Genomic DNA, 26,295 nt, shown 5'->3' with positions numbered 1-26,295 from the left:
ACGAGCAAACCGATCAGTTGATTATCCAGGTGCCGCTGTCTGCGTTCTGACAGGCTTTACTGTTGCTGTCGACGTTCACGCAGGTGGTTTTTTTGCTACCGGCCCGGCGGACGCGAGGGCGATCTTTTTTCAGCGTTTGCGCATAAAGCTCGCTTTTCACCAGCGCGCGGGGCGGTACGTAGCCGATAAGTTCAGGCTTATCCTCTTCGGCAATCGCCAGCCAGCTGTGCTCCACGGTGCCAAGCACGGTGTAGGTTTTGCCGTTTTCAAGCTGACCCAATACCTTGCCGCCAAAGTCTGGAGTACTCATCAGAGAACCGGCGTACAGAGCCCGATAGCTGGCGTTCACCGGCGTGAACTCCGTCGGAGTAGAGACAATATAGCGGTGGGTAAGCGTGACGCCGTTAACCTGACTGGTGACCAGCGTGTCGTCCGTCATTTTCGGCGCAGGCGCTTTGCAGCCGACCAGCACGGTCACGACCAGAAGAGGCAATACATTTCGCAATTTCATTATGTTCCCTGCAAATCGAATGATGCCCATTGGCCAGAGCGCCGCTTACCACGAGGGATGACTTAAGGCGTAGAACACGCACAGGGAAGCCAGTCACCGAGCGAAAAACATCTGACCCGGGATTTCACTAAAGAGTTAACAAGTGTTTAGCACGGATGGGATGATTTTACATAGCCTGATTAACAATACAATGCTGTTCAAGCGGATATTTAAGCGCATCGGTTTGATTTATAAGCGAAGCCGCAAAGCGATGAGCGGAACGTGCTGAGCAGGGAAAGAGAGGGGAATAATAGATATGACCCCCGATGAATCCGGGAGTCATTGATTGAATGAATTATTGTTCGCGTTTTGCCATCAGTCGCGCGAGGTCAACCAGACGATTTGAGAAGCCCCATTCGTTGTCGTACCAGGCGAGGATTTTCACCATATTACCGCCTATCACCAGCGTCGAAAGGCCATCAATAATTGAAGAGCGCGGGTCGCCCTGATAATCGCTGGAAACCAGCGGCTCGTCGCTGTAGCCGAGGATCCCTTTCAGCGGGCCGGAAGCGGCCGCCTGTCGGAAGGCGTTATTGACCTCTTCGGCGGTAACGTCGCGCTCAAGCGTGACCGTCAGATCGACAATCGACACGACCGGTACCGGCACGCGCAGGGAATAGCCCGTCATGCGTCCGTCGAGCTCCGGGATGACTTTGCCGAGGGCTTTTGCCGCGCCGCTGGAGTAGGGCACGATGGAGAGCGCCGCGGCCCGGGCACCACGCAAGTCTTTCTCCGGCTGATCGTGCAGCGCCTGGCTGTTGGTGTAGGCATGGGTGGTATTCATCAGGCCGTGCTTAATGCCGAACTGCTGATGCAGCACCTGTGCAGCCGGGGCCAGACCGTTGGTGGTGCAGCTGCCGTTGCTGACGACATAGTGTTTTTTAGGATCGTAAAGTCCGTCATTCACGCCCATCACAACGGTCAGATCGTCATTTTTACCCGGTGCCGAAATGATCACGCGTTTCGCGCCGCCGTGTTCAATGTGCACCGCCGCCTTTTCACGGTCGGTGAAGAAGCCTGTCGCTTCAATCACAATATCGACACCTGCATCCCGCCATGGAATATTCGCCGGATCGCGTTCGCTGAAGACGGTGATGGATTTACCGTCAACGTGAAGCTGGCCTTCGGCGGCTTCCACGCTCACCGGCAGCGTGCCGAGCAGCGAATCGTATTTCAGCAAATGTGCCAGCGTTTTGCTGTCCGTCAGATCGTTGATAGCGACAATCTCCAGATTGGGATTGCCCAGCGCTGCCCGCAGCACGTTGCGCCCGATACGACCGAAACCGTTAATACCGACCTTAACCATGATCAACTCCTTCTTTGTTGTCTATGGCGTTACTGTAGGTCGGTGTGGATTTGGCGTAAATGACAAAAATGGATCATATTACGCCATTTTACGGCAGTGAAAACGCTGGCGATATTCGCCGGGCGTCAGGTGCAGCTGTTTTTCAAACAGGCGACGCAGGTTAACGCTGGTGCCGAACCCGGTTTGCTGGGCGATGGTCTCCAGCGTTTCCCGGGTTTGTTCCAGCCGCTGGCGGGCGGCGGTCAGGCGTGCTTCTGCTACGTACCGTGCGGGAGAAACACCGGTTTCACGAGTGAACACGCGCGTAAAGTTTCGCGGACTCATTGCTGCTCTTTCAGCGAGGTTTTCGACGCAAAGATCGGCGCTGAGGTTGTCAGGGAGCCACGCCAGCAGCTCACTGAGCGGGCCGGATCCGCTGTTTTGTGGGAGCTTATAGCGGCTGAACTGAAGCTGGCCGCCGGGGCGGTTGAGGTACATCACCATATCCTGGGCAACGTCCCTGGCGAGGGTAAAGCCATAATCCTCCTCAACCAGCGCCAGGGTCAGATCAAACCCGGAGCTGACGCCGCCGGACGTCCACACATCGCCATCCTGCACATAAAGCGGCCCGGCTTCGACGCTCACCTGCGGATAGTCGTTTTTCAGCTCGTCCAGCAGCCGCCAGTGCGTGGTGGCCTGTTTGCCGTTGAGCAAACCCGCCTGCGCAAGCAGCAAAGCGCCGCCGCACACGGAGGCAATGCGCCGGGCGTGAGGTGCAGCAAGGTGCAGCCAGTCTATAACGGCAATGGCTTCCAGCTCGCTCTGACCTCTGCCGGTAATCATGATGGTATCGAAAGGCTCGCGTGGATCGAGCTCATGCAGACGATGGTCCGCCAGCAGATTCAGACCAGACTGGCCGTGAATAACCTGGTGCGGCTGGGTGGTGGCGAGTGCCACCTGGTAGCAAGGACGCAGCGGGCCTTCCGGATGCAGACGATTGGCCTGCATCAGAATGTCGGCAATACCGGCGGATTCGAACAGCATGCCGCCATCGGGGACGATAATCAGGATTTTCTTCATGTCCTGAAAAGTACAATTTCTACGAAATAAGTCAACCGTAGAAAAGCGATGACGGTGTGCTGCAGGCAGAATAGTTGTGGCCGTTGCCTGTTCATGAGGCTACAGGTGATGCCCGGCGGCGGCCTGTGCCTGGTCTGCACGTAGGTCGGGTAAGGTAAAGCCGCCACTCGGTAATGTCCGCGCAAGCGAAGCGCCGCCGGGCACGGTTAAAGTGTGCGGATCTCTTTTGGGCGCAACAGCGTAGCGGGCGCGCCGAAAGTGTCTATTTGCATGCGTACCGCAATGGTGGTGGCCTTCAGCGCACCCCAGCCACCGGCAGGGCCGTCGTAGTGTCGGATGCCGGGGTCGGCGCAGGTCGTCAGTCGGGAGGGAATGCGGTATCATCCACACCTCTTTTTCTGCGGATCGTCCGATGTCCCCGATTATCGATACCTTTATTGCGCCGCCGTGCTATGACACGATTGAGATCCTGTATCAGGACGATCATCTGCTGCTGATCGGCAAGCCCAGCGGACTGCTGAGCCTGTCGGGGAAAAATCCGCTTAATCTGGATTCGGTGCATCATCGGCTGGTGCAGCGTTATCCCGGCTGCACGCTGGTGCATCGCCTGGATTTCGGCACTTCCGGGCTGATGGTCGTGGCCCGCAATAAAGCGATTAATGCAGCACTTTGCCAGCAGTTCAGTGCGCGTTCAGTCACGAAAGGTTATACCGCGCTGCTTTGCGGGCACGTGGAGAAAGACGAAGGCATTATCGACGCGCCGATAGCGAAAGATCCGGCGCTGTTCCCGCGAATGGCGATATGCCCGGTTAACGGCAAGCCTGCACGTTCCCGCTATCGGGTGTCAGAGCGCCTTTATCAGGGGGAAGTGGCCTTAACGCGCGTTGAACTGATGCCGGAAACCGGACGGACGCATCAGTTGCGCATTCACTGTCAGCAGCTCGGCCACCCGATTGCGGGCTGTGACTTATACGGTGGCCTCGATCTGCCGGGCCTGGAGAAGACGCCGCGCCTGATGCTCCATGCCAGCGAACTGCATTTCGCCCATCCCGTCAGCGGAGAGGCAATCCACGCCGTGAACGCCAGTCCGTTCTGAGTATGTGGAAATTGCCTGATGGCATTTTGCTCATCAGGCCTACGAGAATTGTTGATGTCGTAGGCCGGATAAGACATTTATGCCGTCATCCGGCAAAGCAGCGTGGAAGCTTGCCTGATTACCACATCAAATCGTCAGGGATTTTGAAGTCGGCATACGGATCGTCTTCATCCTGCGCTTCCTGGCTCAGCACGTTGTGCAGAATAATACTGGCGGCATCACGCTGGGCAATTTTATCCGCTACGGTGGCCGGAATGATGGCGTATTCCCCTTCGGCGTTCGCATCCGTGACCAGGCGGGCAATGGCAAGGCGGCCGTTAATGAGCTGATCCTGAGTGATCCTGTTGACGGTGATTTTTTTAATCAGGCTGCCGTCGGTGAAGTTGAACTCAATGTTGCCTTTCGCCACGACGATGCGGTTCATCTCGATAAGCTGCTTCACCTGCGCTTTGTACTCTTTTGACAGCGCCGCCTGCTTCTGCTGTTCGCTCAGCTGCTTGTCACGCTCGATCTGCGCTTTTTTGTTCTCTTCCACCGCTTCACGGGCTTCTCGAGCCTGAACGCGGGACTTCTTGGCGGTGCGCTGCACCTTGGCCATTTTTTTGCTGGAGACCAGACCTGCTTTCAGCATCTGCTCCTGTAGGGTGAGTTTTGTCATGTTCGTTTCTGGGCTTGTTGATAATGGGAGGATTATACCTTTAATTTGAGCGGGTGTGGGGAGCGGTGACAGGCCAGGCGGCGAAATTGAAAGGGTAAGTAAAGTTGCGGAGATGAGAAGGGACCGAAATGTTTCTTAGCTCAGGTCCCGGTAGCCATATGATGCGTAAAGGCATCATTCATTCTGACGTGCTGAAAATCAGTATCGATATTCTGCTGCCCATGCTTTTAGCATAATTGCTGACTCCGGCTTCGGAGTATTTCGTTTTATCAATTATTCGCCGCTATCATTTTCCTTGCCGAACATTTCCGGCCCCTTATCGCCAAGCTTCACAAGGGTATGCGTAATGAGGGTTTCAACCTGCTCAGAATGACAAGGATTAAAGCTAGCACCAATTTTTTCACTTATCGAAACCGGTGAAAGCTGCGTGATTTTAATATTGTCCAGTTTGCTGAGGATTTTTTTTAGTGTTTTCAAATCTTTTTTAGGAATGTGATCTGTGCCAGCGATGTTTCTCAAGGCAGAAATCAATTGGCTTTGCTCTCTAACGGATAAGCGGTTGGCTTTCATAGACATACCTGTCTTTAATAAGAGTCGATTGCGTCATTTCGCGCGTGCGTTGATGCGTTGAATTGACGTTGAGAACGGTGCCATCTCACCCTTTTTATTTCTTTCAAAAAACGCTCATTGCAAGAAAAACGATTTTATTCCCTGCCGTGGCGTTTTTTGAAAGTTACCTTTTGGATTATTCAGTAGATTACTCCGGCTTTAAGCCCCGCAGGGGCACGGAGATTTTCCGATTAACTTAAAAGGAATATTGTGAATGCAAGTAAATAAATGGGTGTGGGTAGTAGGGATAAACACCGCTTTTTAATGCATGTTTAGCCCGAAATGTATTTGGTTACTGTAATTTTTAGCGTCATTTTTTCACATGGCTAATTATCCAGCTTTTAGCTGGTTATATTTAATAGGATCATTTTGTGAAGATATCACATATTGAGCATGTGTCGCGCCGGATGCGACTTCTTGCCTGGTTGAATATAAGTATTCAGGTTGTCTTTCCCCTCTCAGTGGCCTTTACCCCAGCGATTGCCGGTGCCGGAAGCGAGGGTCGATTTTTGCAGAGCCAGGCGATGGATGAGCTGCAAACCCGGGTATACACGCTCGCAGAAGGGGAGAGCGCTGCCACTGTTGCGAAAAAACACAATATGTCGATGGAAGCACTGCGCAGACTGAACCAGTTCCGTACCTTCGCGCGGGGTTTTGACCACTTGCAGTCGGGAGACGACCTTGACGTTCCGCTGGTACCGCTACCTGAAGTGCGTTGGGATGATGCATCTGCTGCGTCAGTTTCCAGTCAGAGTAACGCGGATATGCAGACACAGAAAGTTGCAGGATATGCCTCACAGGCCGGGAGTTTTCTGGCAAGCGATGCTGGCGGCGATGCCGCATCCTCAATGGTCCGAGGGATGGCGTCCGGCGCGGCCAGCAGTGAAATTCAGCGTTGGTTGAGCCGTTTCGGGACTGCCCGCGTACAGCTGGATACCAGCAAGAACTTTTCTCTTAAAAAATCACAGCTGGACTTGCTTGTCCCTTTGTACGAACAAAAGGACAGTCTTGTCTTTACCCAAAGCAGTATCCACCGTACCGATGACCGGACCCAGTCTAATCTGGGGGTAGGTTACCGCTGGTTTGCCGGTGACTGGATGCTGGGTGCGAATACCTTCCTTGATTACGACCTGTCCCGCGATCATGCTCGCCTGGGACTTGGGGGGGAGTACTGGCGTGATTACCTGAAGTTAGGCTTCAACACCTACTCTCGCCTTACAAACTGGAAAAACTCACCGGACCTTGAGGACTATGAGGAACGCCCGGCTAACGGTTGGGATCTCCGGGCGCAATACTGGTTACCGTCTCTGCCGCACCTGGGCGGTAAGCTTACGTATGAGCAGTACTACGGCGAGGAGGTGGCCCTGTTTGGCCGGGATAACCGTCAGCGAAATCCGTATGCTATTACAGCTGGCGTGAATTACACGCCGGTTCCGTTGCTCACGTTCAGCGCAGAACAGCGCCAGGGGCAGTCAGGTAAAAGTGATACCCGTTTCGGCATGGACATGTCCTATCAGCCTGGCGTGCCATGGCTGCACCAGATTAATCCGGATGAAGTGGCTGCCATGCGTAGCCTGGTCGGCAGTCGGTATGATCTGGTGGAACGCAACAATAATATCGTGCTGGAGTATCGCAAGAAAGAAGTTATCCGCCTCAGGATGGCAGACCTGGTGACGGGCTATGCCGGAGAGCAGAAGTCTCTGGGTGTATCGGTCAACAGCAAGTACGGGCTGGAACGTATTGACTGGTCGGCTTCGCCGCTTATCGCTGCAGGCGGCAAAATCGTGCAGAACGGAGAGAGCTGGACCGTGGTGCTGCCGGATTACCGCTCTGGCGTGGAGGCCGTTAACAGCTACACCGTCAGCGGGGTTGCCGTCGACAAAAAAGGGAACGTTTCCGGCCGGGCTGAGACCCAGGTCACCGTTACGCAGGCGGCAATTGATACAACCACCAGTTCGCTCTCACCGCCTGCTGCGGTACTGCCTGCAGACGGAGCCTCACAGCAGGAATTTGTCCTTAAGGTGAATGATAAAGAAGGACGCCCGGTTGATATTGCCGAAAATGAAATCAGCGTGAAAAAAACGGCAAGGCTTCGGGGGAGCAGCAACGCTACCGTGTCCTCGTTTACCCGACGTGCGGCCGGAGAATATGTGATGACAGTTACCTCCGGGACGATGCCTGAAGCATTCACGATCACACCATCAGCCCGGAATACGAAATTTGCGTCAGCGGATGTCAAACTGACCGCAGACAATGCCACGGCAATGGTTAATGCCCTGGATGTGGTTGAAAACAATGCCATTGCAGATGGTAAATCACAAAACAGATTCCGGGTAACCGTTGTCGATGGACAGAATAACCCGGTACCCGGCCAGCCAGTCAGTCTTCAGGCAGATAATAGTGCCACCGTTGTGAAGTCAGCCATCACGGAAGCGGATGGGACCGTTATCGTTCCGGTTACCTCACCACTTGCGGGTGATACAACCCTTACAGCCAGCGTGAACAATAAGGGAAATAAGACGCTGAAGCTCTCTTTCCGTCCTGACCAGGGCACTGCGCGGATTGAGCAAAAGGATTTAAACATTCTCCCGGAGGTTTCTCTGGCTGACGGAAAGACAGAAAAAACCGTCACTGCCCGGGTGACGGATGCGAAGGGTAATGCTGTCCCGGACATCATGGTTACGTTCAGCGCAGACAAGAGTGCGGTACTCGCTGAGAAAAAAGCCAAAACGAATGCTCTGGGTAGGGTCACCACCACTCTGACCAGTACCGTTGCCGGTATTTCGCACGTGGCAGCCAGCGTGAATAGTCAGTCAACCTCAAAAGAGACCACTTTTACCGGCAATAATGCGACTGCCATTGTGACCGCTGTGAATACGGCAGCTGCGTCCGGCGTCGCGGACGGCGTAACTGCTGTGACGTTCAGGGCGCTAATCAAGGATCAGAATGGCAACCCTCTTTCCGGTATTCCGGTTGACTGGAAATCTGATAAGGACAGCAGCATTGTTGCCTTTAATCATACGCAAACCGCCACCTCCGAAGAGGGGATAGCTGAAACCCGGGTCACCAGTACCCGGGCATACGGTGATGTGGTCGTGACAGCTTCGACGAATGCGTCGTCAAAGGCCGCCTCTCCGTTTACCTTTGTGGCTGATAAACAGAACCCTGTAATCAGTACGTTCAGCAGTAATAAACAGACACTGACGGCCAACGGCAAAGACACGGTGGTCCTGACGGTCGGCATTACCGACAGCAACGGTAACCCGCTTTCCGGGGTGGCAGTGGCGCTCAGTAACGGGAATAACGCCGGAATGACACCTTCCCGCCCGGTAACAGATGCAAATGGCATGGCCTCAGCAAACCTGACCACCCTGAATGCTGGTCAGATCACTATCTCCGCTTCGCTTGATAAGTCAGGTGAGAAGTTACTGACACTCATGGCTGTATCTGATGAACAGACCGCAGGTGTCAGGGTGACAGCCAATACGACTTCGGCGACTGTGGGGCAGACACAGCCCACTATTTTTACTGCTACCGTCATTGACGGGAACAATAACCCTGTTGCCGGTACCAGCGTGGCCTGGCAGGCCAGCCACAACCAACTGAGTGATGCTGTCAGCCAGACAAATGCGGAAGGTAAAACGACGGTACAGTTGACCGGGACAGAGGCGGCCCTCACCACGGTTACAGCCGTACTTACCAATGGTCAGAAAGGCTCAGCTCAGGTGACTTTTGCGCCGGGAGAGCCGGTTGGTGAACACAGCCAGCTTTCTGTGTCGCCTCAGTCCATTACGGCTGATGGCACATCCGAAGCCCTGGCGTCTCTCATCCTGCGTGATAAATGGGATAACCCTGTACCAGGAAAGACCATCGACTGGAGCGCCGATACGAAATCAGGTATTCATTTTGCGCCAGTGGAAAAAGGCGAGGGGGTTTACCAGGCTGCGGTCACCGGAGCCGCAGAGGGCGTATGGTCGCTCAAGGCGCAAAGCGGAACGGTTAACCTGCAGGCGCCACTGGCACTGCTGGCAAATCAGGACTCTGCGCAAATTGAGAGTGTATCCGTATCCGGCCCTGGCACGGCTAAGGCTGACGGGCAGGAAACCGTGACGATTCGTGCACAGGTAAAGGACAAAAATGGCAATACCAAACTTAAAGGCGTAGCTGTGGGCTGGAGTACTACGCTGGGTACATTAGCTTCAAGTCTGAGCACAACGGATGAGAACGGCGTGGCTGACATTACGTTAAGTAGTCGCGCAGCCGGTAGCGCCAGGGTTTCTGCCATGCTGGGTGGTGGTGAGCTGGTTCAGGCAAATAAAGCCGTCAGCTTCTCAGCTGGCGATATCAGTGCGGACAAGTCCTCAATCAGCCTCTCTCCATCCACCATTATTGCAGCAAAAGAAGCTACCACGCTCAGCGTCACCGCCCGTGATGCTGAGGGGAATATGCTTCCGGGCCTGAAAGATAAGATCGCTGCCGGTTTCACTCCTGACCTGAATATGGCCGTCTCCGCTTTCAGTGAGGTATCACCGGGCATCTACGAGGCAAGCATATCGGGTAAGAAATCCGGCACAACACAGGTCAGCGCTGACGTCAGCAATATACGCATCAGCCGTACCGCCCCACTCACGCTCAAAGCTGACAATGAGACTGCCAAAGTCAAAGGTAGTATCAACGTGACACCGGCTTCTGCTACCGTGGGTGACGTTGTCACATATACTGCCGTGCTTATGGACGTTAACGAAAATGCTCTGGGGGCCGGTATTCCAGTGACCTGGAGCGCAAATGAGGGCAGTAAGCTTAGCGCACAGATGACCCGAACGGATGAATCCGGTACCGCACGCGTTACGCTGAGCAGGCAACTGGCAGGTACAGCTAAAGTGGATCTCATTCTTCCTTCAGGCACCACCTCCGCGCCGGACGTGGTATTCAGTGCCGGTGATGTGGATGAAAATCGCTCAGATCTGACGCTTGCTCCTTCGGTGATTATCGCCGGGAAAGAAACCTCCGCACTGGTACTTACGCTGCGTGACAGCAATGGCAATCTGCTTACAGGAAGAAGCGTCAGCGGCCACAGCGATAACCTCGATGTGACCATTGGCGAAAGTCAGGAAAACGGCAATGGGCCCGGACGCTACACAATGAGTGTGAGTAGCGACAAGGCTGGCAGCGCCACTCTCACTGTTAAGGTGGGTGATAAGGCGCTGAACAAGAGCCGGATACTGACGGTGAAAGGTGATACTGACAGCTGGAAACTGACGGCGGTTACAGCGGATAAAACCAGACTGACCGCCGGAGATACAAAAGGGGTGACCTACAGTGCCACAGTCACGGACGCTAAGGGAAATCCGTTGAATAATGTGGTGGTTTCCTGGCAGCTTCGTGGTCAGGCGGAAAGCTATGCCCCAACGTCGCGTACCAATGAACAGGGTGTGGCCACCACGACGGTGAAAAGTCATACCGCAGGGCTGCTTCAGATGTCAGCGTATCTTGATGCGGATAATTATGTTCAGGCAGACAACGTCACGGTTGTTGCAGGGGACATAAAAAACGCCACCTTTGGTGCAGATAAAACCAGTATTGGCTCTGATGGTAAGGATACCGTTACGCTGATGGCCAGTCTGGAAGATACCTACGGTAATCCGGTCACGGGTAAATCGGTAATCATTGAAGGGGGGAATTCCCTGCCGGGCTTTAAGCTCAGTGCAGTCAAGGACCAGCAGAATGGACACTATGTCGCAACAGGGACCGCAACAACCAAAGGGCAGATAACACTCAGTGCGCATGTGGACGGTAAAAAAGTGGGGGATGCCGTTGTGATTACGGTAGGCGCTATCACTCCAGATTTACGATTTGATAATGCCGATCAGCCCGTAACATGGACAAGAACGTTTACCTCCTCCCAGGCTGTTCGGGGTATGCCCGAAGGCGTGGGGCAAATGTGGTCAAGTTCAGACACCAGCGTGGCCACCGTTGACGGGAGCGGAAAAGTGACACTGCTGAAATCAGGCAGTGCGAGAATTTCTGTCTATACCCCCGGAAATGAGCAATATAACCAGGCGATGGCTTCTTACAACCTGGACGTATCCAGAGCGGATCCCGGACTGAAGGCCGGAACGGGAGACCCTGTTACCGCGGTCTGGGCTGATGGTAAGGAGCGAAATATTACCGCCACCTATACGAACAGCGATGTTCAGACCGGGCTGAAGGCTTCGTATTCCGCTAAAAATGAAGCGATTGTCACCGTGGACAATACTGGCAGGCTTACGGCCGTAAAACCGGGAGCCACAACCGTGACTGTCAGTACCCCGGAAACAGATCAGTTCGTCGCTGCATCAGCGGATGTCGCTTATGTTCTTAACAAAGCGACAGCGGATGTCAGCTTTGGAACATCCACGGTGAAAACGACTGATGAAGAAAGCTTCACTCTGCAAAAACCGGTCACCACACTGACGTCTCAGGCCAGTATTAAATGGGCGTCAAGCAATGCGAACGTAGTAAATGTATCGGATTCAGGTGCTGTTCAGGGAAATGTCGGCAAAGGGCAAACCAGGCTGACGCTTAGCGTGCTTGCTAATGACTATTACAATGCCAGCTCCGGATATTACGATGTGATGGTATATACAAAGCCATCCATTAGCCTGGGAGAGGTCTCTTATATAAGTAAAGGGAGTAAGGGCAGTTCCGGCACGTGGACGCCGGTATTTACTGATGACACAATTTCGGTCACATGGAGTGCAGATGCTTCAGATGAGTTCAGTAAGCCTGCAAGCGTGACGGTCTCTATTCTGGACAGTAATAACAATGTTCTTGCCAGCAAGGAGGAGCAGTCGCCATCGGGGAGTAAAACGACCACCGTTAACCCGAACTCTGCGCTGTGGGGTAAGACGGTACATGTAGCATTGGTTGCAAAAGGCTACGGCAACCTTGAAACAAATAAATCGTCCTCGACGATCGGTGTAAGAAATCTCAACCCAAAGAGCATCTGGACAGCTTTAACCGTCAGATCGCAAGTTAAAACCATCACATCTCAGGGCGAAGATAGCTCATGCCAGGAAAGTCATCTCGGTCGAGACCACTGGAATAATGCCGTCATTACCGGGGACAGTATTAATTTTGGCGGTAAGACCTTAATTTCCCCAATGTCGGTTAAAGCCAAAATCACTGCCACACAAAATGGCTCAACTTCTGCGACAGGAGATTTTCCGACTTCGTACAGCAAGGTAACAACAAACCAAAAGGTTGCATTTGGTACGCGTAAAATAGCCAGCAGCTGCTGGAGCAATCATATCGGAGGATATAGGGTAGGAATCGCCGTTAGCTATGCCGGGCAAGACTACGAGTACTGGGCATCAGAGAGTCATGGCTGGGGTGGTAATGGCGATGGTATGTACGTAGACCGAATTGATAGTTTCTAATCAAAGGCACTCCCCCTGTCCAGGGGGAGTGAACACAAAAGGATAACCCTGGAGACAAGCAGGCTTACACGCATAATTAATTCCATTTCTCAAAGAGTATTTTTCAAGGAGAGACCGGGTAATTTCCCGTGCTGCCCAATTGTTTCCGAAAGAATTGTATTTCTTACCAAAAGAAAGATGACGACTCTTGAAATCATTGCGTATGTCGGTGATACCGGTAATCAATCAGATTCTGGTGCCTGAAGGTAATGGAGTCATCGCTACCGTTCCTGCATCAGCAGAGTCACGAGATTTATGCTGATAGCGCCGCCTGGACGGAGCGTTCCGCGCCGGAACGTCACCTCACAGATTATCATCGAAGGTGCTTAAGCTGAATTTGTGGTGAAAATGCATTCTGTTCCGACGTCATGGAATAAGAGTGCGATTAAAACCCGCAGCGATAATCCTGGCATGGAGATGCGCCGGGATGGGAAAGTAATGCGCAATGGTGATAGTCAAAAGCTGGAGGTGGTCAATCGCAGTAAGACCATTCCCCTGCGTTTTACACCGGTAAAAACCGCCTCAATCGGCTATGAGAAAATGACTGCCGGCGATGTTAATGCTTTCGCGACGCTGATTCTGACGCAGTACTGGTATCACAAGAGGCGTTTTTTGATAGAGTGTTTTCTTTGCTGTATGTTAACTTTCTGTCTGCGGATTGAGCCAGGGAAGGGCAAAAAACAATATGACGACTTCATATTGATAGTCATTTCCAGGAAGAAGTAAATATTCATGTAGCGTGAGACATTGCTTTTTAAGCGGAAAAGGATTTTCGCTCCCTCACTGCCGCGTTATTTGGTTGTGACCTGAGATAAACAGAGTGATTTGTTTCAACGATTGGCATATTAACATCGATCGTTAAAACCAATTTCAATTGAAGGTGTTTGCTGTGCTAAAGTACTTATTTTATAAGTCCGGGAAGTGTGGTTGCAAGCGTATCTAAACACCTGTCTAAACCAGAGATATATTATTGGTTATCTTACCAGTTATAATTATCTTTATGATATCATCACCGAAAATGAGTGCTTCCAGAAAATTTGCTATCAATGAAATGCGGTTAAGGCATGTATTGAGAGATGTGTTATGCATTTTTTGATGGTGTTTTACTCATGAAATAAGATGGCTGAGGGATCTAAAAATGAAAAAAAACTCCGCAGGCGAAGGGAAAATTTTCTTTCTGGATTTTACATTTAATCCGGCCTTAAGAACTCTGCAACAAAATGAATGCGTACAGCAGTTGCGAAAAAAACAGTCAGATGTTCTCGCTTTACTGTGCGCAAAATTTCCCGCGCCGGTGTCCCAGGAGGATTTTTTAAAGGAAGTCTGGGGCGGTGGATATGTCACCTCACAAAGTATTGCCCAAATGATCCGTTCGTTGCGCCTGTGCCTGAAGGATGAGTCCAAAAACATTATTGTGACCATCCCCAAGCTTGGATATCAGCTTGCCGTTGAGCCGACCTGGGAAGTGCAGATGCATGAGAAGAGGGGGCTGGTTAAGCCACCATCGGGTAACGTTGAGCTTGAAAATATCTCCTTTGCATCGCAGCAGCTTATTCAATTGTCCCCATCTTGCTCAACGGCCTTGGCTGTCATTCCACGCGATATAGCGGATGAACGGGTAAATGTAAAACGGGTGAAACAGCGGAAATGGTTTTTCAGCACCGTTGCTGCATTTTGCCTGAGTCTTATCAGCGTGGCGATGAGTGCACGTAGCGACCCGCTGAGCCTCATTAACGAGCGAAGTGACTCTTTTTCATCACAGCTGCAAATTCCCGATAAAGGCGTGGCGCTAAGCAGAGTTGTGTACTGTTGTGATGTGACTTCATTCAGGCTTTGCCAGCAGGAAGCCGATCGTTTTTCAGGAACATGTTCACTACAGCTAAACCAGACTCTGCTGAATTAATTTTCATTTTCATTGCATCAAGCCGCCATCTTATCGTATTTGTTGCAGATAAAATTATTTATTGAGTGACTCTTTACCGTTGTGCCTAACAGGTAGAGTAAATAATTTTACCTTAGCGAGTTATTATAACGCAGGCAAAAAATGCCTGCGTTATATATTGCATATTATTTGTCTCTTTTAGTCACAGGTAAATTTTTCACGTATGCCCTCTGTAGCGGCCACGTGGATGCGATTTATTATCGCTGTCTTATGTGCAATGAGTGAAACAATCCTCTCAACATAACGGTCATGATACAGCGTCGTTCGCGAATGATAGCTGCCGACACCATCCCAGGTGTAACCATAGCGGTTGATACTCTGCTTCAGAATCCAGGCGCCAGAAAAGACGTTGGCGCAGCTATTTTGACGCAGAAGCTGTTCATCAATTCCACGTGACTTTAACGTCGAAAAATGCACGGTATTAATCTGCATCACTCCGACATCAACGGTCTTATTCTTATTGTAATTAATCGCCTGCTGCTGATTTTTGGACTCATGCCAGATAATGGCTTTAATCAGCAACGGGTTAATCTGAAAGCATTGCGCCGCCTCCGTAATGCAATCCGGTTTTTGCGCGGCAACAGAGAGTGGAAAGAGGCTGGTTAGCAGGGCCGTCGCCAGGAATAATGTTTTTGTTTGCATGATGGGTAAGACCCGGCGGATTGCCGGGTGACAGTATTAAGAAAAGTCAAAGTGACGAGTCGTCGTCATTTTTCGTAAAGCCCTTATAGAGCATCGTGTTGTAGAACATATTTACGCCCAGCAGCTGGCTGGTAAGCTTGTCGAGGGTACTGTCGGTATAGTCTTTGTACGCCTCATCATTTCGCATCTCACCATCGGCAATCAGCACTGCTGTATTCAGTTCCTGAAGGGAGAGTTTTTTATCCGGGGACAGCGCTTTGATGTCAGCAAGAATGCCGTTCAGTGAACCCTCCGGCTTATTGTTTTGAAAATACTGCAGGACGAGATCGTCAAAGCTAGTGCCATCTGCCTCGGTGCCACTTGCCGTTTGTGACCGCAGCTGCTGACTCGCGGGATTAATCTGACTCATCTTTATTCTCCTGTACTGAAAACGAAGCCGGGGGGGGATTACTCAGACCGATCAGCTGGCTTGCAATATTACGTAGCCGGTCTGGCGTTAAATTGTTAACGACCGCTTCGATCGGAATCAGCTTGTCATCCGCATGCTGTATCCATTCGCGGCACAATGACTCGCTGGGGAAGCGGATGGCGTCCATGTCGTTTTGGACAGTGATGTGGTTGTCGTCGGTGAACTGGTAGTGCGAGGCGTCAGCGCCCTCCGGCAGCGTCACCGTCTTCGGAATGATGATGCGTAGTGCCTTCTGATGACCGCACTGTTCCTGTAAATGGTGGATAATCCGGTTCACAATCGTCGGGTCGTGCAGCGACTTATGCAGGGCGTCAGCAACATGCTGGCGAAACTCGGCCTGCCTTTGATTCTGCAGTCGCTGATAGTCATCAATGAAGGCGGTGAGCTGGTCGAAAAAGAGGCGAAAACCGGCTTCAAACCCCTCTCTTTCGCAGTTTTCCCGCAGCCGGACCGTTTGCAATTCATATTCAGCATGAATTTCGCTGCACCGGGTCAGCGTTCGCTCCAGGGCGACGGTCATTCTCTGGTGACGGGTCCTTTCGCTGGATTTTATTACCGTCTGGCGCGGTGCATCGCCGGGTAATTCATCAATAGTAATGGTACGCATAGGTGAGGGCCATTCTGAGCAGATTAATGTTGTTCATGTTTTTTTTGTCCGATCGGAGGACCTGCGGCATGCCAGCCGGGAAATGAAGCAGCAGGCGCTGGCGCAATGCTGCCGGCAGGCCCGGAAACTGGCTGAGGATAAAGCTGATTCCACAGGAGGCCGTATCGACCTGATGAGACGCCAGGGGCTTGGGTTGCTGGATCATGGGCAGCGAGATAAATGCGAGCAGACGCGGATCGGACAGCAGCAGCGCGCCATGCCGGGTGAGCTCATGACGCAGGAGATAGCCGCCGGTCAGGTGCGCCACCGTCGGGAGCTTGTACCAGTGGGAAAGTAGTAGCGACAGCGTGTCGTCGTCGCTGTGCCAGTCCACCCGCAGTGGCTCGAGTTTTTGCTGCCTGATGAGCCAGAAGTTGAGTAGGGTCGCATCAACGATTTCCCCTTCCCGAAACACGTCTGGAACATGGCTGGCGTGAGCATAGCTTGCCGGATCGTACAAAATGGCCATCATGCGGCTGTCATCCGCTCTCATGATTCTTTGGCCTCACTCTCCGGCTCCTGCTCGCTGGCGTCTTTGTCAGCGGGAGGACGACGGCTGAGCCGATAAACCATATGACCCGCTGTGGCCACAGCGCACAGCGCTAAAGCGCCCAGAATGAAAAACCAGGCTACGGGAAGGGAGTCCGGTACTTTAGTGGGCGCGACATACTGAATGAGCGGAGCCGGGAATAGCACGACGGAGATATTTTCATAACGCACATCATCAAAACTGTTTTTAATTAATGACTTAATCTGCGAAATGAATAAATTATCGTCTATGTCTCCTTTATAGGTAATCAGCACGCCGACGTGACCCACCGGTTTTTGCCCGCTGGTGTCGTTGTTAAAGGGAGGGTAGCTCACGTGGACGCGCGCATTGACCACCTGCGCGATCATCCGCAGAGACTGCTCGAGCCTTTGCTCCTGGAGTGAGAGAACACGCGCCTGTTCGGCATTGGGGGAGGCGACCAGTGAACTGTCCGGAAAAGCCTGCCCAATCTGCACATCGGCTGACCAGGGGAGCTGGTATTGATTAATAATCGACAGTGCGGCGGTGCTTTCCGATTCGTCGACGGTGACGGTATAGCCTGCTTTTAACGTCCCCTCTTTTTTCGCCGTTATGTTGTGCTGTTGCAGCACGGCCATCACCTGGTTGGCCTGCTCCTGGGTCAAATTGAAAAGGACTTTTTCATCATGACAGGCGCTGAGCATCAGGGCAAAAAGCGCCATGGCGAGGGCGCGAAAATATTTATTACTCATTATTGTGACTTTTCCAGTGTTTCGATAGTGCTCACCCCCTTACGCGCCAGCGTGCTGACCAAGGAGACATAGTTGCTGTATTCACCGATATAGGATTGCAGCATCAGCAGCTTCTGCGGATCGCTGGTGAACTGTGGCGACTGACTTAACGTATTGATGACGTTTTTAAACTGAGTGTCGGTTTCGCTAATTTTATTAAAGGTGCTGGAAACCAGATTATTAAAATTCTGGTCGTGCACGGTTGTCGACATATTATCTTCAGGATTAATGCTATGCGGGGTCAGTCGGGTCAGCGCCGAAAGGGCTTCAATAGTCTGGCTCATGATGGCTCCAATACAGGAAAGGGTACAGGTTTCCCTGTACCAACTGGAATTAACGGAAGTTCTGGATAATGGCGGCGCCGATATCTTTATAGGCTTTCACCGTACTGGTCTGGGCATTACGGAAAAGCGTATATTCCTGTAATTTTGCCTGATAGTTGGCTAATACTGCCGGGTTTGATGGATCGGCTTCCAGCTTTGCCTCGGCTTCATTAAGTTGAGTCATCATGTCGGCAGCGCCGGCTTCAAATGCGCCGGATACATCATCAAGAAAATAGCCATTGCTATACACAAGGCCATTATTAAATTGGTCAGACATCTTTATCTCCATTTTTGAGTGGGAAGTACCAATGACGTGGGTTTAAAAAAAGATAACCATTCGTTGAGTCAAGATAAGATTTATTCTCCAGCCAATTCTCATTGAGATTGATGGAAAAATTGATAATGCGATTCCCCCAGTGCTGATTAAAGTCACTAATGAAATTTTGCAACGCCGCCAGCGCATGATCGCTCAGGGCATCGCGAATCACGAGTGCATAACCGTCCGGTGATTTTATTTCCCGATAGTTAATATGCATTCTGTCCAGCCCCTGTCTGGCATCACTCAGGAGCTGGTTTTTCGGTTTAACTTTGATCTGAATATCTTTCGCAAAGGGAATGGTCTGCAGCGCCAGCGCCGTAAAGCTTTTTTGCTGCTCGGGCGTCAGGCCGGACCATAATGCAATCACCGGGTGCTGAGGTTTCGCATAATCAATTTGTAATACCGGATAACCTGACTGCACCAGTTTATCGACGGTGATTTTTTTCTGTTCGCTCAACCAGACGAGAATCACGCTGTTATCTTCGCGAAGTTTAATCAGGGCTTCTTTCGCCCATTCCATCGCCTGATATTTTGTCGCGATAACATAAATCATATTGCCTTCCCGCGCCCGGATAATTTCCAAAGGAACAGGGGCGCCGGCCAGTGCTTCATTTAAGCTGAGTACCTGGCGATCCTTTTCCAGTTTTTTGTACCAAATGAACGCGGCAATCATTAGTAATACCAGCAGAACTGCGGTTCCCATAATCAATGAATGATATTTTTTTGTATTGAATTCAGCGCGCTTTTCCTGCTGACTAAACTCGGCATCCAGCGGCGCTGGCATCACAAAGTGCTGAATATTCTCCGGCCATTCATCTTCGCTGCGCTTGATGGCAAAACGGATATGTTCATGCGTAAATATCTCGTTTTCATAAATCTTCGTGGGGAAACTTTTGCTTTCATCCTGCACGTCGACGTGAAAGCCACCGGGAATGTCTGCGTCCGCATCCGGGGCCTGCAGGCGTAAAACGAGGTTAGGTGATGGGAGATCACAGGGAATATAGAGCGTGTTTTGTGCATAAGCTGCGGCATGCTCACTGGCCGTTACAGAAGCATTACGTTTATCCGTTATAGCCGGGCCTGGGTTGATGATTAAAAAATAATCATCCGCAGGCAAGTGCAACTCGCAGCCAAACATTGGGCCAAACAGCACCTTTAATGTATAACTTTGCTTTGTCTCTGGCACCGGCATCATTTCATTTACTTCATTCATATCCATGTCGCTGTTCATAGAAAAAGGCCATTCAAAATATAAAAATAACTAACGAGGTGAACCTGGTCAGGCGATTTTATATTTAATCCATTACCGCTATTGCATCGCTGTACTAACCTGTAAATATCAACGTAAATATTAACCGCACAGCCAGCTTTAAATAAGCAGGTATCTCATGTGATGATTTTTATAGATATCCACGGGTGCATTCAGGTTGGGGGTGTATTTTACGGGTAATAGGATTTTTCCTCAACCCGGTCGATTTGATCTTTTTTTGAATTTTTTTTGAAAAATATTATTAAATTTTTAAGTTTTCCTGTCTGTGTTGACCAGCAGGATTTTTCTGATAAATTTCTGAGCCACTTAAGATGAATGCCTGATTGATTTATACGATCTTCAATATTATTTGCGGTACTTTCTGAAGTAGGATGCAACTATGGTTATTGGTCAAGTTAAACTCCATCAGGAGAATATTGTAGAGCGTCAATGCAATGACGTAGAACAGAGCACAGGACAAAGAAAGTTAGAACGAAAATGGATTGCTCTCAATAATGGAATCGCATTCGCGAGACCGCTGAATGAGCATGCCACTCTGTCACTTATCGTTGAGGAAACAGAGGGGAACGGCATAGTAGAGAAAAATAATATCCGACATCCCACGGTATCTGCCACCCGAACGAATATGAAAATTTGCCTTGAGGGTGAGTGGTTCATTGAAATAATGCCGATGTCTCAGGCCTCAACGCTGTTTTCATTTCTCGATTTTCAGTCGAAATATCGTGAGATCAAAGTGACGGAAAATCCACGTGCACAGACGGCGCTGCTTCATACCGATACGCATTTAGTGGCGGCGGCAGGGACAGCCGATAAATCGTTTATGGGAATGTTGATGAATACGATGCTGACCCCCCAGAAATATAGCCTGGAAAGCCTCTTTGTATTTGTCCGCAATGTTGAAAGTTACTGGATTTCACATTTTCTGCTGTCACAGGTGATGAACGAGGATAAAGAGAGCGATACGCATAAAATTTATAATGCGAGTAAGATATATGGTGTCTCAGAGTCTTATTTCAGAAAGCTTTGTCACCATGCTTTTGCCCGTGGGCCGAAAAAACAATTGCGCATCTGGCGTGCAGCCAATAGTGCATTGCAGCTTATCGAAAAGGATAACTCAATCGCTATGATAGCGGGTGATAATGGCTACGCGTCGTCATCTCATTTCTCAAGTGAAATAAAATCGCATTTTGGTATTACGCCGCGGGAGTTTAAAAAATTGGAAGGTTTGCTTCATGACTAAGTTTGTTCGCAGTTCGTTTATCGACAAAATGCCCTGGCTTTTAATCGGGCTGTTAGCCTGTCATCCGGCGTCGGCAAAAATGCTCAACAACCCGCGTTCTTCTGACGAAAGCAGGGTGACCAAAACGGCTGCCGAGAATATCTATGTCGCGTCGAATAACAGCATCCAGCAACTGTTTTTTGTGATTGGCGGGGCACTGCACAAACCGTTCATTGTTAGCGTTGAAGCCGCGAAAAAACGCGTCTCGGGCAATTTTGACCTCAATAAACCCCGTGAGCTTCTGGATTCGGTTGCCGCGCAGACGGGGCTTATCTGGTATGACGACGGCAGTTCCGTTTACGTCTATGACACCAGCGAGCTGCAAAGCAGCGTGGTCCGTCTCTCCTACGCGCCATTTGACCGGTTGGTCGCCTATCTGCAATCTTCAGGGCTCTATGACGCGCGTTTCCCTCTGCGCTCCGATGGGCGTTCCGGTTCGTTTTATGTTTCCGGGCCGCCCGTCTACGTTGAGCTGGTTTCCGCGGCCGCAAAGTATATTGATGCCACTTACGCCCGACCTGGAACAGGGGAGAGCACGATTCGCGTGATCAAGCTGAAAAACACGTTTGTTAACGATCGTACTTTCACCCAGCGGGATGAGCCCGTCACCATTCCGGGCGTGGCAAGCGTGCTCAACCAGCTGTTGAACAACGCCACCGGCGACGATGGCCGGACTTCGGCACCTGCTGGGGCGACGATCACCATCGACAACGATACCCGCAGCGCACTGGAGGCCGCATCGGCCACCCAGAAAGGGAACTTTCCTCCGTTGCCGACGTTTGGCTCGGCCCCTGCGGCAAAGCGCCCCTATGTCCAGGAAAATCCTGGTCAGCAGAAGATCAACATCGTGGGCTACTCAGATACCAACAGTTTGCTGATTCAGGGGTCGGAACGGCAGGTCAGCTTCGTTGAGGATCTGGTTAACGCCATTGATATTCCCAAGCGGCAAATTCAGCTTTCGCTGTGGATTATCGATATTTCGAAGGATGACATTAATGAGCTGGGGATCCGCTGGCAGGGTGCCGCTAAGTTAGGTAATACCGGTGTGACTTTCAATACCAGTACCCTGACTCCAGAGAACAGTCTGCACTTCCTCGCGGATGTTTCGGCTCTTGCCCAGAAGGGCAACGCGCAGGTGGTGTCGCGTCCTGAGATCCTGACTCAGGAAAACGTTCCGGCGCTGTTTGATAACAACAGCAGCTTTTACGCCAAGCTGGTCGGTGAGCGTAACTCGTCGCTGGAGAAAATCACCTACGGCACGATGATAAGCGTTCTGCCGCGCCTGGCACAGCGGCAACAGGAAATTGAAATGATCCTCAATATCCAGGACGGCGGGTTGCCGCTCAACGGGACGGGCAGCACGGCAACTGTCGATAATTTACCGATGGTGAATAACACCCAGATCAGCACCGAGGCGCGCGTTCCGGTGGGATTCAGTCTGCTGGTTGGTGGCTACAGCCGAGACCAGGATGAGCACCACAGCGTAGGTATTCCGCTGCTTCGCGACATTCCTTTTGTCGGCGGCCTTTTTGATTACAGCTATACCAGCCATAAAAAAATGGTGCGCCTGTTTCTGATCCAGCCGGGCCTGCTGGCTGAGGGCGAAACCTGGCAGGGGCGTAATGAAACCAATCCGGTATTAGGACGGTCGTGGGTGGGCAATGAGGTGACCTTAAAATCAACGGTCTCTATGTTGCGTAATACGATAAACAATCATTAAGGACTGAGCACGCCATGGATATTCGCTCGATAACCGGGACTGATTTTGGCCGCCTTGATGCCCCGTTGGCGGAAAGCTCCCCCGCACGGCAGATCGTCGAGGCGGGGGATGATGCACTGCCGCTAAATCTGCAGGAAGAGATGAGCAATGCGGCCGAAGAGATGGCCGACATCCTGAGTGCGTTTGGGCGTTTCAGTAAAGCAGGGCGTAAAAACGACAATGCCGACAACGACTTTGTCTCTTCGATGCTCGAAGACCAGGGGGATGAGAAGCTCGATACGCTTATTCGTCAGGTTGCAAAGCTGCGTGACATGAACAACCTGATTAATTTTGCCCGACAGCTCTTTCCCAACGATAGCGATCTGATGCTGGCGTTAAGGGAAATGCTGCTCAGCCGTCAATTATCAGAGCTGCAAAAAAAGAAAATCAAAGAAGCCATTGCCGATCTGGAGAAATTTGGCGATCGCAAGAAGATGCAGTCCGGCATGAACGTTGGACGGCTGGCAAAACGCTTTAGCGAAGGCGCAGAGGGAAAGCCCCTTTCGGCGAAAGATTTGCGTAACAGCTACCTGAGCTTCCTTGAAATGGAGGTGCCGGCAGGTTTTATCTATAAAGAATGGATCGACATTTATGGATATGCAAACAGGACCCGCCTGTTAGCTTTTACCTTATCTGCGTTGATTGCCGATATGAAAGCCAACGAGCCGGGTATCCACTCTTCGGAATTTGGCCCGCTCAGTTCAAAGCTGTCCGATGCCCGCGTGCTGAATACGCTCGACCAGCTGCTTAATGAGACCTTTGCGCAATTTGGGTTCCGCGAGCAGATTCGCAACCAGCAGGTGATGGTCAGCGAGGCCGACATTGTCGGGTTATATATTGCCGGCCTGGTGGATACCGAAGAGTTTAAGCAGCAGCTGAAGAGATTCAGTCAGGAGTTTATGGCCTTGCTGCTGCTGAAACAGCGCTCAGCGGTCATTCAGGCCCTGCGTCATGTTTACAATTTAACGCCAGAGTTTCTCTATGCCGATGTGCTGTTTCGCGATGCCGTATTAAATCATCTCGCTTCATTACTGCAAAAAATGCAGCAAAAAGAGAAAAATACCGGCATCTGGAACGAACACTATAAATAATTATTCTTTGGATAACTGGCTTTTACAATTGATGTGTAACTTTCTATGATTGAAAAATTTATTCTGCAAATCCGCAGTCGACCAGAGCTGATTATCTTAACGATAATGGTGATGGTGGTCGTTATGCTGATTATTCCGCTGCCAACCTATCTGGTGGACTTTCTCATCGGCCTCAATCTGACGATGGCGCTGTTGATCTTTCTCGGCTCATTTTATATTTCGAGGGTTCTGGAGTTTTCCACTTTCCCATCGATATTGCTGATCAGTACGATATTTCGACTGGCCATTTCGATCAGTACCAGTCGTCTGGTACTGACGGATGCGGACGCCGGGGAAATTATTGCCAGCTTTGGTGAGTTCGTTATCGCCGATAACCTGGTGGTGGGCTTTGTTATCTTCTTCATTGTCACCATTGTGCAGTTCATTGTTATCACCAAAGGTTCTGAACGAATTGCTGAAGTGGCTGCGCGATTCTCATTAGACGCCATGCCGGGTAAGCAGATGAGCATCGATGCCGATCTCAAAGCAGGGGTGATCGATGAGAAAGAGGTAAAGCGCCGACGCAGTGACCTGGAGGCAGAAAGCCAGCTTTACGGTGCTCTTGACGGGGCAATGAAGTTTATTAAAGGGGATGCTATCGCGGGGATTATTATTATCTTCGTTAATCTGCTGGGGGGCATTTCCGTGGGCGTACTGCAGCATGGCATGGATTTATCACATGCGATGTCGGTATTTACCCTCCTGACCATTGGCGATGCGCTGGTCGCGCAAATCCCGGCGCTGCTGATTTCGATAAGCGGGGGGTTAATTGTCACGCGTGTCAATAACAGCGAAAACAGCAATCTGGGTGCGCGTATTTTACAGGATATGTTTTCAAATAAATTTATCCTTGTTATTACGGCGATTCTGGCTATTGCGCTGGGCATGCTGCCAGGCTTCCCTTTACCGGTATTTATCTTACTTGCTGCCATTTTGTTGGGTATTTTCATTAAAGACAAAATTGATGAAAAACGGGGTAAAAAACCGGCGACTCCCGTAGAAGCAGAGGATGAAACACCCGTATTGAAGAGCAAGCCGGTGATGATTGATGGAGAATATATTCCTGAAACCATTCCGCTAATTATTACGGCCTGGAAAGGGTACGAGAACTATTTTCAGGAGCATAACCTGTGTTCACTCCTCAAGCGCAATTTCTTTATTGAGTACGGCGTGCGTCTACCCGAGGTGGTGATGAACTACGACGCTCAGGCTGAACGCGGCAAGCTGTTGATAGCAATTAATGAGATTCGCGTTGCCGCCTACGATATTTTACCGGGAATGTGCAAAGTTCTGCTTCGCGGCGAGGAGTTACAGGTCATTGATGACAGCGTACAGGCCATTGAGACCTCACAGGGGATAGCGTACTGGATCCCTGAAGAGCGCAGCGCAACGGCGCTGGATCTCGGCTATTACTCCAGAAATGCCATTGATGAATTTTATGCCTGTGTTTCGACCCTGCTGGTACACAATATTACGGAGTTCTTTGGTATTCAGGAGGCCAAGACGCTGCTTGACGATCTGGAGAAAAAATATCCTGAATTACTGAAGGAGTGTTACCGCAATAATACCGTACAGCGCATCACCGAGGTCTTCCAGCGATTGCTTCAGGAACGAATCTCTATTCGTAATATGCGCCTTATTCTGGAGGCACTCGTGCAGTGGGCACCTAAAGAAAAAGACCCGATTATGCTGGTGGAGCATGTTCGTGGCGTACTGTCACGCTATATCTCTAACCGCTTTGCCGCCAACGGGCAAATTCGTTCCCTGGTGATGTCTCACGACATGGAAAGCCTTGTCCGCGGGGGAATTCGCCAAACCTCCGGAGGAACCTTTATTAATCTGGCTCCGCCAGAAACGGAAAGTATTATCCACAGCCTTGAAGCCTGTATTCGCCGTAATGGGGTTAATGCCCGCGACATTATTTTGATGGTGTCATTAGATATCCGCCGCTTTGTTAAAAAAATTATTGAAGGAAGCTATCCAGAAATGGAAGTGCTTTCTTATGGAGACGTCGCTTCTGGCGTTGATGTTGATGTAATTGGTTCGTTAGAGAATTAACAGGAGATCAATAATGAAATACGATGTCGTTGAATTACTTTCCGCCACGCTCAAGAATGCAGGTATTGCCGATATTATGGATGGCGATCTGAATAACCACTCCACGATTTCACTTTCAATGAAAGAAGGGATCCCGACAATTCATATTCGCAGCGAAGATGATGAAGTCTGGGTCTGGGCAAAGGTGATGGAAAATGCTCCCGATTCTTTAGCCTACTGTAGCGCCAGTCTGCTGCCTTTAATGATGACCTACGACGAGGATTTCTTCTATACCGGCCAGCCTTGTTTATATCCTGTTGATGGCAACCTGGAACTGCGTGCGCAGGTTAAGGAAAAGCATTTGCAGCACCCGGACGCGTTTTTATCCATGCTCGATCATTACCTGGTTATTTTGCAGGACTACCGTTCCGTACTCGTTTAATTA

22 protein-coding genes and 1 pseudogene are annotated in these 26,295 nt (G+C 50.8%); 9 read left to right on the top strand and 14 right to left on the bottom strand.

What is annotated here, in order from left to right; genetic code table 11:
• Positions 1 to 13: 13 nt before the first annotated feature.
• The 4 genes and pseudogenes from RTU33_RS05560 to RTU33_RS05545 form a co-directional block, all read right to left on the bottom strand.
• Positions 14 to 511, bottom strand: a complete 498-nt coding sequence (locus tag RTU33_RS05560) for an SH3 domain-containing protein (protein WP_312625864.1) — start codon at positions 509 to 511, stop codon at positions 14 to 16.
• Positions 512 to 845: 334 nt separating this feature from the next.
• On the bottom strand, positions 846 to 1,856 hold the full coding sequence (gap, locus tag RTU33_RS05555) for a type I glyceraldehyde-3-phosphate dehydrogenase (RefSeq protein ID WP_312625862.1): 1,011 nt from the start codon (positions 1,854 to 1,856) through the stop codon (positions 846 to 848).
• 78 nt (positions 1,857 to 1,934) lie between these two features.
• A complete protein-coding gene (locus tag RTU33_RS05550) occupies positions 1,935 to 2,915 on the bottom strand; it encodes a helix-turn-helix domain-containing protein (protein WP_312625860.1) in 981 nt (326 codons plus the stop codon).
• A gap of 221 nt (positions 2,916 to 3,136) precedes the next feature.
• Positions 3,137 to 3,277, bottom strand: a pseudogene (locus tag RTU33_RS05545) (hypothetical protein); the annotation flags it as partial.
• Positions 3,278 to 3,327: 50 nt separating this feature from the next.
• Between RTU33_RS05545 and RTU33_RS05540 the strand changes: the two are divergent.
• On the top strand, positions 3,328 to 4,011 hold the full coding sequence (locus tag RTU33_RS05540; RefSeq protein ID WP_312625859.1) for an RluA family pseudouridine synthase: 684 nt from the start codon (positions 3,328 to 3,330) through the stop codon (positions 4,009 to 4,011).
• 118 nt (positions 4,012 to 4,129) lie between these two features.
• Here the strand turns inward: RTU33_RS05540 and RTU33_RS05535 are convergent, their stop codons facing one another.
• A complete protein-coding gene (locus RTU33_RS05535; RefSeq protein ID WP_312625857.1) occupies positions 4,130 to 4,669 on the bottom strand; it encodes a DUF2058 domain-containing protein in 540 nt (179 codons plus the stop codon).
• Between the two features lie 273 nt (positions 4,670 to 4,942).
• Positions 4,943 to 5,239 (bottom strand): hypothetical protein, encoded by a 297-nt coding sequence (locus tag RTU33_RS05530; RefSeq protein ID WP_312625856.1) that lies wholly within the window; start codon positions 5,237 to 5,239, stop codon positions 4,943 to 4,945.
• A 410-nt stretch (positions 5,240 to 5,649) separates the two neighbouring features.
• On the opposite strand from RTU33_RS05530, the gene RTU33_RS05525 reads away from it, so the two are divergent.
• From RTU33_RS05525 to RTU33_RS05515, 3 genes are all read left to right on the top strand, one after another.
• Entirely contained in the window at positions 5,650 to 12,696 is a 7,047-nt protein-coding gene (locus RTU33_RS05525) for an Ig-like domain-containing protein (RefSeq protein WP_312625854.1), read from the top strand.
• Between the two features lie 381 nt (positions 12,697 to 13,077).
• On the top strand, positions 13,078 to 13,461 hold the full coding sequence (locus RTU33_RS05520; protein WP_312625852.1) for a hypothetical protein: 384 nt from the start codon (positions 13,078 to 13,080) through the stop codon (positions 13,459 to 13,461).
• A gap of 412 nt (positions 13,462 to 13,873) precedes the next feature.
• Positions 13,874 to 14,638, top strand: a complete 765-nt coding sequence (locus RTU33_RS05515) for a winged helix-turn-helix domain-containing protein (RefSeq protein WP_312625851.1) — start codon at positions 13,874 to 13,876, stop codon at positions 14,636 to 14,638.
• Between the two features lie 177 nt (positions 14,639 to 14,815).
• Here RTU33_RS05515 and RTU33_RS05510 read toward each other — a convergent pair whose 3' ends face one another.
• The 8 genes from RTU33_RS05510 to RTU33_RS05475 form a co-directional block, all read right to left on the bottom strand.
• Positions 14,816 to 15,319, bottom strand: coding sequence for a lytic transglycosylase domain-containing protein (locus RTU33_RS05510; protein ID WP_312625850.1), 504 nt, complete (start codon positions 15,317 to 15,319; stop codon positions 14,816 to 14,818).
• A 46-nt stretch (positions 15,320 to 15,365) separates the two neighbouring features.
• Entirely contained in the window at positions 15,366 to 15,728 is a 363-nt protein-coding gene (locus RTU33_RS05505; protein WP_312625849.1) for a type III secretion system protein, read from the bottom strand.
• A complete protein-coding gene (locus tag RTU33_RS05500; RefSeq protein WP_312625848.1) occupies positions 15,715 to 16,308 on the bottom strand; it encodes a type III secretion protein in 594 nt (197 codons plus the stop codon). The genes RTU33_RS05505 and RTU33_RS05500 overlap by 14 nt, the downstream gene beginning before the upstream one ends.
• A 67-nt stretch (positions 16,309 to 16,375) precedes the next feature.
• The gene (locus tag RTU33_RS05495; protein WP_312625847.1) at positions 16,376 to 16,927 is read right to left on the bottom strand and encodes a type III secretion protein; all 552 of its coding nucleotides are present in this window, start codon (positions 16,925 to 16,927) and stop codon (positions 16,376 to 16,378) included.
• Positions 16,924 to 17,694: a type III secretion system inner membrane ring lipoprotein SctJ gene (gene sctJ / locus RTU33_RS05490; RefSeq protein WP_312625846.1), complete on the bottom strand. Its 771-nt coding sequence runs from the start codon at positions 17,692 to 17,694 to the stop codon at positions 16,924 to 16,926. The genes RTU33_RS05495 and sctJ overlap by 4 nt, the downstream gene beginning before the upstream one ends.
• Positions 17,694 to 18,017, bottom strand: coding sequence for a type III secretion system inner rod subunit SctI (gene sctI, locus RTU33_RS05485; RefSeq protein WP_312625845.1), 324 nt, complete (start codon positions 18,015 to 18,017; stop codon positions 17,694 to 17,696). The genes sctJ and sctI overlap by 1 nt, the downstream gene beginning before the upstream one ends.
• A gap of 49 nt (positions 18,018 to 18,066) precedes the next feature.
• Positions 18,067 to 18,333: a type III secretion system needle complex protein gene (locus RTU33_RS05480; protein ID WP_312625843.1), complete on the bottom strand. Its 267-nt coding sequence runs from the start codon at positions 18,331 to 18,333 to the stop codon at positions 18,067 to 18,069.
• A complete protein-coding gene (locus tag RTU33_RS05475) occupies positions 18,326 to 19,594 on the bottom strand; it encodes a PrgH/EprH family type III secretion apparatus protein (RefSeq protein WP_312625842.1) in 1,269 nt (422 codons plus the stop codon). The genes RTU33_RS05480 and RTU33_RS05475 overlap by 8 nt, the downstream gene beginning before the upstream one ends.
• 430 nt (positions 19,595 to 20,024) lie before the next feature.
• Here RTU33_RS05475 and RTU33_RS05470 point away from each other — a divergent pair, with 430 nt between their 5' ends.
• Genes RTU33_RS05470 through RTU33_RS05450 form a run of 5 tightly spaced genes read left to right on the top strand, consistent with a single transcriptional unit; the run spans position 20,025 to position 26,292 of the window.
• A complete protein-coding gene (locus RTU33_RS05470; protein WP_312625841.1) occupies positions 20,025 to 20,885 on the top strand; it encodes a helix-turn-helix domain-containing protein in 861 nt (286 codons plus the stop codon).
• Positions 20,886 to 20,913: 28 nt separating this feature from the next.
• Entirely contained in the window at positions 20,914 to 22,644 is a 1,731-nt protein-coding gene (gene sctC, locus RTU33_RS05465) for a type III secretion system outer membrane ring subunit SctC (protein WP_409438227.1), read from the top strand.
• A gap of 14 nt (positions 22,645 to 22,658) precedes the next feature.
• Positions 22,659 to 23,774, top strand: coding sequence for a type III secretion system gatekeeper subunit SctW (gene sctW, locus RTU33_RS05460; RefSeq protein ID WP_312625839.1), 1,116 nt, complete (start codon positions 22,659 to 22,661; stop codon positions 23,772 to 23,774).
• 45 nt (positions 23,775 to 23,819) lie between these two features.
• The gene (locus RTU33_RS05455; protein WP_312625838.1) at positions 23,820 to 25,871 is read left to right on the top strand and encodes an EscV/YscV/HrcV family type III secretion system export apparatus protein; all 2,052 of its coding nucleotides are present in this window, start codon (positions 23,820 to 23,822) and stop codon (positions 25,869 to 25,871) included.
• A gap of 13 nt (positions 25,872 to 25,884) precedes the next feature.
• Positions 25,885 to 26,292: a hypothetical protein gene (locus tag RTU33_RS05450; protein WP_312625837.1), complete on the top strand. Its 408-nt coding sequence runs from the start codon at positions 25,885 to 25,887 to the stop codon at positions 26,290 to 26,292.
• Positions 26,293 to 26,295 lie beyond the last annotated feature (3 nt).

It is taken from the genome of Scandinavium sp., assembly GCF_032012665.1.
GTDB lineage: Bacteria > Pseudomonadota > Gammaproteobacteria > Enterobacterales > Enterobacteriaceae > Scandinavium.
Note: the sequence above shows the minus strand (reverse complement) of the source record. Positions and strands in the feature narration are given on the sequence as shown.